The organism is Polaribacter marinaquae (assembly GCF_038019025.1).
Lineage (GTDB): Bacteria > Bacteroidota > Bacteroidia > Flavobacteriales > Flavobacteriaceae > Polaribacter > Polaribacter marinaquae.
In genome coordinates, this window is sequence record NZ_CP150496.1 from 1,238,659 (window position 1) to 1,250,312 (window position 11,654).

6 protein-coding genes are annotated in these 11,654 nt (G+C 28.5%); 5 read left to right on the forward strand and 1 reads right to left on the reverse strand.

Translation table 11 applies throughout. The features are described from left to right. Positions 1-756 carry a hypothetical protein gene (locus WG950_RS05660; protein ID WP_077811296.1) on the reverse strand — a complete coding sequence of 252 codons (756 nt, stop codon included), beginning with the start codon at positions 754-756 and terminating at the stop codon, positions 1-3. Positions 757-916: 160 nt separating this feature from the next. Between WG950_RS05660 and WG950_RS05665 the strand changes: the two genes are divergently transcribed. The 5 genes from WG950_RS05665 (at position 917) to WG950_RS05685 (ending at position 11,650) form a co-directional block, all read left to right on the forward strand. Then, positions 917-1,114, forward strand: coding sequence for a hypothetical protein (locus WG950_RS05665; RefSeq protein ID WP_077811295.1), 198 nt, complete (start codon positions 917-919; stop codon positions 1,112-1,114). A 404-nt stretch (positions 1,115-1,518) separates the two neighbouring features. After that, positions 1,519-2,742, forward strand: a complete 1,224-nt coding sequence (locus tag WG950_RS05670) for a site-specific integrase (protein ID WP_340934753.1) — start codon at positions 1,519-1,521, stop codon at positions 2,740-2,742. 109 nt (positions 2,743-2,851) lie between these two features. Continuing rightward, positions 2,852-6,844 carry a hybrid sensor histidine kinase/response regulator transcription factor gene (locus WG950_RS05675; protein WP_340934754.1) on the forward strand — a complete coding sequence of 1,331 codons (3,993 nt, stop codon included), beginning with the start codon at positions 2,852-2,854 and terminating at the stop codon, positions 6,842-6,844. A gap of 194 nt (positions 6,845-7,038) precedes the next feature. Then, positions 7,039-10,038 carry a SusC/RagA family TonB-linked outer membrane protein gene (locus WG950_RS05680; RefSeq protein ID WP_340934756.1) on the forward strand — a complete coding sequence of 1,000 codons (3,000 nt, stop codon included), beginning with the start codon at positions 7,039-7,041 and terminating at the stop codon, positions 10,036-10,038. 10 nt (positions 10,039-10,048) lie between these two features. Next, on the forward strand, positions 10,049-11,650 hold the full coding sequence (locus WG950_RS05685) for a RagB/SusD family nutrient uptake outer membrane protein (RefSeq protein WP_340934758.1): 1,602 nt from the start codon (positions 10,049-10,051) through the stop codon (positions 11,648-11,650). Positions 11,651-11,654 lie beyond the last annotated feature (4 nt).

Sequence of the window (11,654 nt, forward strand, 5' to 3'; positions counted from 1 at the left end):
TTATGGTTTGTCAATAATCGCAACTGATAAGGCATTATAAGCACCATTTTTAAGGGCATACATGTCGCCATTTACTTCTTGATAAAACTCTACGCCAATTACTTGGGTTACTGGTTGTGTAGAATTCGCAGTAATTGTTGCAGATAGTGCAATTGCAGCAGTGTCAGCAGCTGTATAGGGTAAGATAGCAGTTGCATCACTTTCAAAAGTTGAGGTTTCATTTTCAAAATCCAATTCTGTAGCACCCATTACAATTTTAAAATGTGTCGTTCCTGCAGGAGCTGCAATTCTCACCACTGGTGAAAAAGCAACCAAATCTAAAGTTGCTTCACCAGTTACTCTGTCAAAAGCTTTGGTAAAAGGAGCGAATAAAGTTGCTCCCAACTTTCCATTCAAATTGAATTCAAACCCTTCCAAAAGTGCTAAATTTCCGTCCTGCAAGGTTCTTAAACCTCGCTCATTAACCACATCAGTTTTAGTAACTGCCACTAATGTTTTGGTTAATCGAGAAACCACTCTTTTATCTTTTGCATTCTGTAAAAGCAAACGAATTGCGTTTCGCAATACTCTTCCACCTTTACCAGCTCTTCCAAATTCAGAGCCATTTTCACGCGTTCTTTGAAACGCAGGATCATTCTGAATTCTGTTTTTGTCCACTCCACCTTTTTCACGAGCCAAATGTCCATCTGAAGTTTTGTAAAAAGAAATACCTCCGATAGTTCCTTTTAATTTGATAATTCCTGTTTGTTTTGCCATAATAATTTTAATTTATTTTTTAATAATTAATCAAAACAACTAACTTTATGAGCAATAAAGAAAAAGCGAATACCATATACTACCATTACTTCCGATTTCGCCAAAATCAGCATATAAATGAAGTTTAGTATCAGTATGGTTAAAGCATAGATAAAGTATTATGAATACAAAAAGAGCTTGTATATATCCAAAAGACATTCAGCGCATCACAGGGCGTAGTGAACGTTATTGTCGTAAGCTTATTAATAAGATAAAAGAGTATTTAGACAAAGAGCCTCATCAATTTATAACAGTACAAGATTTTGCTAATTATAGTGGTATTGAGGAAGAAACTATTAATAAATATTTAATAGATTAATCATAATATTTGACGCTATTTGTTTGGTTTTAATGAAGTTAAAATCGTAAATTTGTTTTAGACGTTCAAATAAAACATACTATTTCAATTTAACTATTAGGTCTACAATTCGGTTCACACTGTTTTAGCACTTTTCCTAAAGTATTGATTTTACTGCATAGTGGCGGTTTAGTTATCATCCTGCCACCCCGACAACTTTAAGTATCATATTAGTATAAAACCTTGGTAATCTTACGATTACTAAGGTTTTATAGTTTTTAGACAATCATAAAATTTGATTGAATTTAAACAAACAAGTGACCTATTCGGTTACCTAAATTCTAAATACAAAAAAAGGTAACCGAATTATATTGATTTGACTTTCGTATTAAATAATTGTTTAACAAATTTAATGACGAAAAATTATGAAAACTTCTACCACCTTCAGTATGCTGTTTTGGTTAAAACAATCTAAAGCTAAAAACGGTAAAGCACCGTTGTACGCAAGACTTACGGTAAATGGACAAAGAGTTGAAATCAGTTTAAAAAGAAAAATTAAAGTTGCAAATTGGAACTCCTCAAAAAATCGAGTAAAAGGGACAAATCAAGAAGCAAGAACAATCAACGAATATTTAAACCAGGTACAAAAAGGGATTGTTCAATCTAAAAATGAATTAACACTTGAAAATAAATTCATCACCTCCCAAGCTATTAAATCAAGATATTTAAAAGAAGATGAACAGAACCATACTATAAACGATATTATTAAATATCATAATGAAGATATGGTAAATAAATTAAGATGGGGTACACAAAAGAACTATTATACTACTCAAAAATATATATCAAGGTTTATTAAAAAACGCTTTAATACATCAGATATGTATTTAAAGCAATTGGATTATAATTTCATTTTAAAATTTGAGAAATTCTTAAGAGAATATCAGCCATTAGACCATCAAAAGAAAATGGGAAACAATTCAGTAATGAAGCATATTGAAAGATTTCGAAAAATGATAACATTATCTTTTAAATTAGAGTGGATTGAAAGAGACCCTTTTATTAATTTTAAAGCAAAATTCGATAAAGTAGAACGAGGTTATTTAACGGAAATGGAATTAGAAAGCATTGAAGAAAAACAATTTTCAATACCTCGACTTCAGTTGGTAAAGGATTTATTCATCTTCTCTTGTTACACAGGATTAAGTTATATTGATGTTATCAATTTAACAGAAGAAAATATTAATTTGGGTATCGATGGAGAATTGTGGATTATCAAAAAAAGAGAAAAAACAAATAAACAGTTAAGGATTCCAATCCTTCCAAAGGCAAAAAAGTTAATCGATAAATATAAAACTTACCCAAAACCTGTAATAAATGGAACTATTTTTCCTAAAATTTCTAATCAAAAATTGAATTCTTATTTAAAAGAGGTTGCCGATGTTTGTTCAATAAAAAAGAATCTTACTTTTCATCTGGCTCGTCACACATTTGCTACTACTGTTACTTTAACTAATGGAGTACCAATAGAAACTGTTTCTCAACTTCTAGGTCATTCAAGGATTTCCACTACTCAAATTTATGCTAAAGTTATTGAAAGAAAAGTGAGTGAAGATATAGCAGCTTTAAAGAAAAAATTAATTAGTTGATGAAAGTAAAATGATAACTTTCATAATTTGACCCACAAAAAATACTAAATTGACCTCCTTTAATCTTTATAAATAGAAATATGTTTATTTTTTAGAAACCTTATATATTTTGAAATACAATAAAATACTTTTATTTACATTTTTAATAACCATATCTTTTTTGAGAAGTTTTGGGCAAACTCAACCAATATTTCAAAAAATAGATCAAACTCAGGGTCTTTCAAGCTCAAAAATTACAGGAATTGTAAAAGAAAAAAATGGATTTATTTGGATTAGTACTCAAAATGGACTGAACAGATATGATGGTAATATTATAAAAGTCTATAACAAGCAAAATAGTAATATAGAATCTAATGATATTTCTAGCCTTTATTTAGATAGTAAAAATAGGATTTGGCTAACTTCTTATGGTGGTGGATTAAATTTATATGATAACATAAATGATGATTTTATATCTTTTAAAAATTTAATTAATGATGAAAATTCTTTTATTTCTAATAGAATTAATACAATTAAAGAAGATACAAATGGCTTTTTTTGGATTGGTACAGAAAAAGGATTGTGCTTATTTAATTATGAATTAAATAAAATTACTGGTTTTTCTAATAAGGGGAAAAATAAACTTAACATAACGAGTATTTACCAAGATAAAATGGGCAATTTATGGTTAGGTACTTTTTCAAATGGTTTACTTTACTTTAACACTAAAAATAAAGAATTTAAAAAAATACATACAGAAAGTAAACAAACAAAAAACCCTATTAATGTAATTGAAGAATTAAATTCTGATAAAATTTTATTGGGAACTTCTGGAAGTGGTTTATTAATCGTTGATTTAAAAACTCAAAAAATATCAAACTTTTTCTACAACAATCCATCGTTAAATGATAAGGTTAAGATTGTTCGTTCAATCAGAAAAGATAGCGAAGATAATTTATGGATTGGTACAGATGGTTATGGTTTATTTGAATTGCAATATCCAAATAGTAAAGAGCCAGTCATTCATAACTATATGTATAATTCTCAACAGGCATCTGTAGCTGGTAATGCTATATATGTAATAACTGAAGATGATGATTCAAATATATGGATTGGTACTGCTTGGAATGGTATAAGTGTTTTAGATAAAAAAAATAAAACTGAAATTATGCTCAGTGATATTACTGGTTTAAACCCTACTCCTGTTTTATCAATTTTTCAAAATGAAGAAAATATTTACCTAGGTTTAGATGGTAATGGGCTAAATATCTACAACAAGAAAAATAAAAAGACACTATTTTTTGACAAAGATAAAATAGGTGCTAAATATATTCAAAAGATCATTCAAACAAAAGAGGGTAATATCTGGTTAGGCACTTTTAGTAATGGACTTCTTAAATTGGATAAAAAAAACAAAAGTGTAATAAAATATAAAAATGCTTTTAATGATAATTCGTCATTAAGTTTTGATAATGTAAGAGACTTTATTGAAGATGAAAAAGGTGATTTATGGATTGCAACTTGGGGAGGTGGTTTAAATTATTTAGATGTTAAAAAAGAAACCTTTTCAAGATTCAATTTACCAAACTATAATTTAGTTTCAATTCTAAAAGACAAAGATAAAATCTGGGCAACTTCTTATGGTGGAGGTTTAACTCTTTTTAATGTTAATAAAAAAGAGTTTGTAAACTACAGTTTTAAAGAAAAAGATTCCACTACTATAAGCAGTAATAATCTTTTTTCTATTCTAAAAGACACAAATGGATACTTATGGATTGGCACCTCTGGAGCAGGTGTTAATAGAATGAATTTGAGCTCAAATAAAGTTGATCGTTTTGAAAATTTTGAAGACATTAAATATAAAACAATTACTTCAATAATTGAAGATAATGAAAATAACATCTGGTTTGGAACTAAAAAAGGAATTATAAGATATAGTTACGAGAATAATACTTTTACTACTTTCAGTAATTTAAATGGGGATTTCCATATTAATTCTGCTTTTAAAGACAAACAAGGTTTTCTTTATTTTGGTGGAATTAATGGCGTCCTAAAATTTGATCCAAAAACAGTATCTAATACTAATTTACAACCAAAAGTTATAATTAGAAATTTTAAAATTTTTAATAAAGAAGTACCTATAGAAGAAAAAGGAATCCTAAATAAAAATATAAATATAACAACAGAGATTACACTCGAACATTTTCATAATGTAATTACTTTTGAGTTTTCAGCATTAAAATTTCCAATTTCTACAAATTACGAATATGCAATTAAAATGGAAAATTTTGACGAGGACTGGAGAACTATAGGTAGAGACAGAACTGCAACTTTTACTAATCTATCTCCAGGAAACTATGTTTTCAAAGTAAAAAGTAAAGAAATTGGTTCAAGTTGGGGAACTGATTTTTCATCACTTAAAATAAATATTCAAAAACCATATTGGCTAACTTGGTGGGCATATTCCTTTTATTTTATAGTATTCTTAATTTTTCTTTACTTGTTAAGAAAATATATTTTAGCCTGGGGAAAGTTAAAGTCTAGCTTAGAATTAGAAAAAATTACACATGAAAAAGATACTGAATTATACAATTCTAAACAACAATTTTTTACAAACATTTCTCACGAAATAAGAACACCAGTAACTTTAATATTAAGCTCTATAAACAGATTATTTGATAATCAAAACACCAAAGATAAAAAGCAAATTAAGGCTGCACATACTATTAGAAGAAATAGTAATTTACTTTTAAGATTAGTTAACGAACTTTTAGATGTTAGAAAATTAGAAACGAATGACATTGTTTTAAATGTTTCAAAAGGAGAACTCATCTCTTTTGCTAAAGAAATTTATTTATCATTTTCAGATATTGCTTCAGATAGAAATATTAAATACATTTTTAATACAGATGAAAATTTAATCTATTTATGGTTTGATAATAATCAATTAGAAAAAGTCATTTTTAACTTACTTTCCAATGCATTTAAATTCACAAATGATGGAGGTAAAATTGAATTAAAAATTGTAGCTATTGCAAATGAAGTACTTCTATCTGTAAAAGATACTGGCATTGGTTTATCTGTAAATGATCAAGAAAAAATATTCAACAGATTTTACCAAGTAAAATATACACATACTAAAAATAACAAAGGTTTTGGTCTTGGTTTATCGATAGTAAAAGACATTGTAAAATTACACAAAGGAAACATTAATGTTTCAAGTGAATTAAAAAAAGGAAGTTCTTTTGAGATAACATTATTAAAAGGAAACGAGCATTTTAATGATAATACAACTATCAATCTCGAAAATTTTGAAGAAGCAAATACTAAAGAGAAATTACAAAAGAAAATTTCTATTAGAAAAAACAAGAAAGAAACGATTTTAATTGTTGAAGATAATGTTGAAATTCAAGATTCTTTAAAAGATCTTTTAGAAAACGAAAACTACACAATACTGCAAGCTTTCAATGGTGTTCAGGGTTTAAAATTGGCATCAACAAATTTACCAAATTTAATTATTAGTGATGTAATGATGCCAGAAATGGATGGTTTTCAATTATCAAACAAAATTAAGGCAAATGGTATTACAAGTCATATTCCTCTTATTTTATTAACTGCAAAAACGGCAAATGACGATAAATTAAAAGGTTTTGAAAAAGGTGTAGATGCTTATATTACAAAACCTTACAACGAAGAAATTTTAATCAATAGAATAAAAAATATTCTAAAAAACAGAGTATTATTAAAACAAAAATTTACAACTGAAAAATTGGTTAACCCTAAAGAAGTGATTGTAAACTCAAAAGATCAGTTGTTTTTGGAAGGTATTTATAAAGTTTTAGAAGAAAACTTGCAGGAGAATAATTTAAAAGCAGATGTAATTTCTCAAAGTTTAAATATGAGTCATTCTTCTTTGTATAAAAAAATAAAATCCTTAACAGGCTTAACTTATATAGAATTTATTAGAGATTATAAATTATCTATCGCAAAACAATTGATTGAAGAAAATGGCTATTCTGTTTCAGAGGCTTGCTATAAAGTAGGCTATACAGACAGAAAATACTTTAGTAAATTATTTAAAAATAAGTTCAAAGAAAATCCTTCTTTCTATTTAAAACATTAATAGAAATAACCAAACTGCAAGTATATTATCCAAATTATATACTATTTATACCCATTTTATGAGTTTTTAATACTCATTGAATGAATTTGACCCCTTTTAATATCTCTTCTTTCATCTTAATTGCACCTGTAAATAGAAACTATTTGAAATTTCTATATCAGTAATAATCAATTAATCTAAAATAATATTTAATTATGACGATTTTCTTAAAAAAAGAAAGAGAATTAAGAAGGATGAAAAATAAACTATGTGTAGTCATATTTTTATGTTTTTCATTTATATCATTTGCACAAAAAATTAATGTAAGTGGTAAAATTCTAGATAAAAACAGTAGTACGCCTTTACCAGGAGTTAGTGTTATTGTTAAAGGAACAACAAATGGGACTTCCTCAGATTTTGATGGTTTATATTCCATAAGTTCAAAAAAAGGAGATATTTTAATCTTTTCATATTTAGGGTACAAAACAAAAGAAATAGAAGTAACCTCATCAAAACTAAATATTTCTTTAGAGGAAAGTGCAGAAAGTTTAGACGAAATAGTAATTATAGGTTATGGTTCAACAACCGTAAAAGATGCAACCGGTGCAGTAACAGCAATAACATCAAAGGATTTTAATAAAGGAAATATTACTACTGCAGAAAACCTACTAAATGGTAAGGTTGCTGGAGTAACAATTAATACTGGAGGAGAACCAGGAGCAGGTTCAACAATAAGAATTAGAGGTGGAGCCTCTTTAGGAGCTTCTAACAACCCTTTAATAGTTATAAATGGATTACCAATTGATAATAATACAATTGGTGGTTCGCGTTCTGTTTTAAGCTCAATTAACCCAAATGAAATAGAGTCTTTTTCTATTTTAAAAGATGCATCGGCAACAGCTATTTATGGATCTAGGGCTTCAAATGGTGTAATAATAATCACTACAAAAAAAGGTAAGCAAAAATTAAGTGTAAACTTAGATATGAATTTTGGTATAAATACTTTATCTAATAAAGTAGATGTATTTACAGCAGATGAATTAAGAAATGTAGTAAGTCAGTTTGATGCTAGACCAGATAGAATAAATGCTACTCCTTTACACCCATTATTGGGCAATGCAAATACTGATTGGCAAGATGAAATTTATAGAAATAGTGCTACCTCTATTATTAATGCATCAGCTAATGGAATGTTATTAGATAAGATTCCTGCTAGATTGTCTATTGGTAGAACTTTTCAAGAAGGTTTGGTATTAACTTCTCAATTTGAAAGAAATAATGCATCTTTTAATTTAAATCCAACTTTTTTTGACAATAGCTTAAAGATAAGTGTTAATGGAAACGCTTCTTTTGAAAGAAATAGATTTGCTTCAGGGCAATCTGGTAATGCATTATCATTTGATCCTACGCAGCCTGTTTTTGATAAAAGCTCTCCTTTTGGTGGATATTTTCAATATTATAAGGATAATAATGATGGTATTCTTAATGAAAATGATTTAATACCATTAGCTCCATTTAATCCAGTTGCAGAATTAATACAAAGAAAAAGTATTAGTAATGTTCAACGTTTTTATGGAAACATTAAGCTCGATTATAATTTTAAATTTTTACCTGAATTATCTGCTGTTTTAAATCTTGGTTTTGATAAGCAAAATGCAGATGGAACTGTTGTGGTTTCAGATAAAAATCCATTAACTCAAAATAATGGAAGCATTATTGGGTCTTCTTCAGAATATTCAAATGCTCAAAATAATTCACTTTTAGATGGTTACTTTACTTACAAAAAGGAATTTAATAAGTTAAGTATTGATGCTACTGCAGGGTATTCCTATCAAAAATTTACCAATAAAAGATATGTTAGTGGAGAGTTACTAGATAATGGCCCTGATACTGAACCTATAGAAAACATAGACCCAAATTTAGTGCTTATTGGTTTTTTTGGTAGAACTAATTTCTCTTTCAATGATAAATATCTATTAACTCTATCTTACAGAAGAGATGGTACCTCAAGGTTTAGTACAAAGAACAGGTGGGGTAATTTCCCTTCTGCTGCATTTGCTTGGAAAATAAAAGAAGATTTTTTTCCTAATTCACAAACTATTTCATCATTAAAATTAAGATTAGGTTGGGGTATTACAGGTCAACAAGATATTGGGCGTAACAATTTAGACTTGTTTTTATCAAGATATATAAAAGGTTTACCAAGTTCACAATATATTTTCGGAAACACTATCACACAAGTAGGTATACCTCAATTTAGAAATGAAGATTTAAAATGGGAAGAAACAACAACATACAATATAGGGTTTGATTACGGTTTGTTTAATGATAAAATTTCTGGTTCTATAGAAGGTTTTCATAAGGAATCTAAAGATTTACTGGCAAATGCAGCCATTTCTGATGGTTCTAATTTTAGTAATTCAGGGTTTCAAAATATTGGGAATTTCACCTCACAAGGAATTGAGTTTTCTATAGGTGGTGACATTGTTAGTAAAGAAAATTTGAATATTGATTTTAACTTTAATACCACATTCATTAAAACTGAAATTAAAGAATTAGCACTAAACCAAGACCAATTAGTTGGAGGTATTGCAGGTGGAACTGGAGGGACAGCTCAAATTCATAGAGTAGGTTTTACACCTTATTCATTTTTTGTGTACAAACAAGTATATGACAATAATGGTAAACCTCTAGAGGGTACTTATGCAGATTTAAACGGAGATAATCTAATAACTGATGCAGATAAATACATTCATCATAATGGAGCTCCAGCTATTACTTTAGGTTTTGCTTCTAATATCAATTACAAAAATATTGATTTATCTTTTAATCTAAGAGCCAATTTAGAGAATTATGTTTTCAATAATGTAAATTCAGCTAGAGCTCAATACGATTTATTAGAAAATAGCTCTGTAGTTGCTAATCTACCAACATCAGTATTACAATCTAATTTCAATACTACAGAAAACGTAATACTTTCTGATTACTATATAGAGAATGCCTCTTTTTTAAGAATGGATAACATTGCTCTTGGCTATACTTTTAAGGATGCTTTTAAAAGTAACTCTTCCATAAGGTTATCAGCAAGTGTACAGAATGTTTTTGTCATTACAAATTATTCAGGTTTAGATCCAGAAGTATTTAATAACGGTATTGATAATACCATAACTCCAAGACCAAGAACATTTACTATTGGCGCGAATATTAAATTTTAAAATAGAAAATATGAAAACTAAAAAAAAGATAGTATTTATTAAAACCTTTGTACTCCTTCTCGCATTTGTAGGTTGTACTAATGATTTAAATATTCTCCCTGAAGATGAAAACACTTTTTTAGCTGACGATTTTTATAACTCAGAAGAATCTTACAAACAAGGTTTGGCTGGTGTTTATGGAAATTTAGCTTTAACAAGTTCTCAGGGGCCAGGGAGTTCAAATATTTCTGGTTTAGATGCTGGTACAAGTCAATATGGACGTGGTTTTTGGAACTTACAAGAGCTTACAACTGACGAAGTTAAATGGTCTTGGGAAAATGACCCAGGATTAAGGGAGTTAAATAGAAATACTTGGACTTCTGAAAATGTAATTTTAAGAGGCTTTTTTGGGAGGTGTATGACGCAAGTTGCATTTGTAAATGAATATTTAAGACAGACATCAGAAGAAGTTTTAAATAAAAGAGGTGTCTCAAATAATTTAAAAAATGAAATAGTAGTGTTTAGAGCTGAGGCAAGGTTTTTAAGAGCTTTAGCATATTATCATATGATGGATTTGTTTGGGAAAGCAGGTTTTATTACTGAGAATGATCCTGTTGGCGCATACCAATCACCCGAGTATAATAGAGCACAATTGTTTCAATATATTGAATCTGAATTGTTAGCAATAATATCTAACTTAAAAGAACCTTTGCAAAATGAGTATGCTAGAGTTGATAAAGCAGCAGCTTGGATGCTTTTGGCTAAAATATATTTAAATGCTGAAGTATATATAAATGAAGACAAATACGCTAAATGCATAGAATATTGTGAAAAATTTGAAACAGCTGGCTACACACTTGCTAACAATTATTTAGATAATTTTAAAGCTGATAACAATGAAAATAATGCAAGAAATGAAATCATTTTTCCTATTGTTTCTGACGGAATTGTAACTCAGAATTATGGACCAACAACTGTTATGATAAATGGTCAAGTGGGTTCACTTGAACAAAACGGAAACAACTTTGGTGTAAATGCTGGTGGTTGGGGTGGTGCTTTACGTGTTACACGCCAATTTTCTGAAACAATGTTAAATGGAAATTATAATTCTGATGATCGTAACACAATTATAAGCACAAATAGACCTATTGAAATAACAGATATTGGCAATAATGGCACAGGTTATATTATTACAAAGTGGTCTAATAAAACTTCCACAGGAACTAATGGAGCTTCGACAGAAATTGTAGATACAGATTTTCCTATGTTCAGATTAGCAGATGTGTATTTAATGTACGCAGAAGCTTTTTTAAGAGGTGGTGGAGGTACTGAAAATAAGGCTATAACTTATATTAATCAATTAAGGACAAGAGCAAACAATAATAATAGTATTTCAGCATCAGACTTAAATTTAAATTTTATTTTAAATGAACGTTTGGTAGAATTACATTGGGAAGGTCATAGAAGGCAAGACCTTATTCGATTCAATAAATATACAGGAGGCAACTACAATTGGTCTTGGAAAGGAAACTCAGTTTCAGGAATTCCTATAGGTAATAACAGAAAAGTGTTCCCAATTCCAAGTGCAAGTTTAGCTGCAAACCCAAATCTTACTCAAAATTCAGGTTATTAAAAAT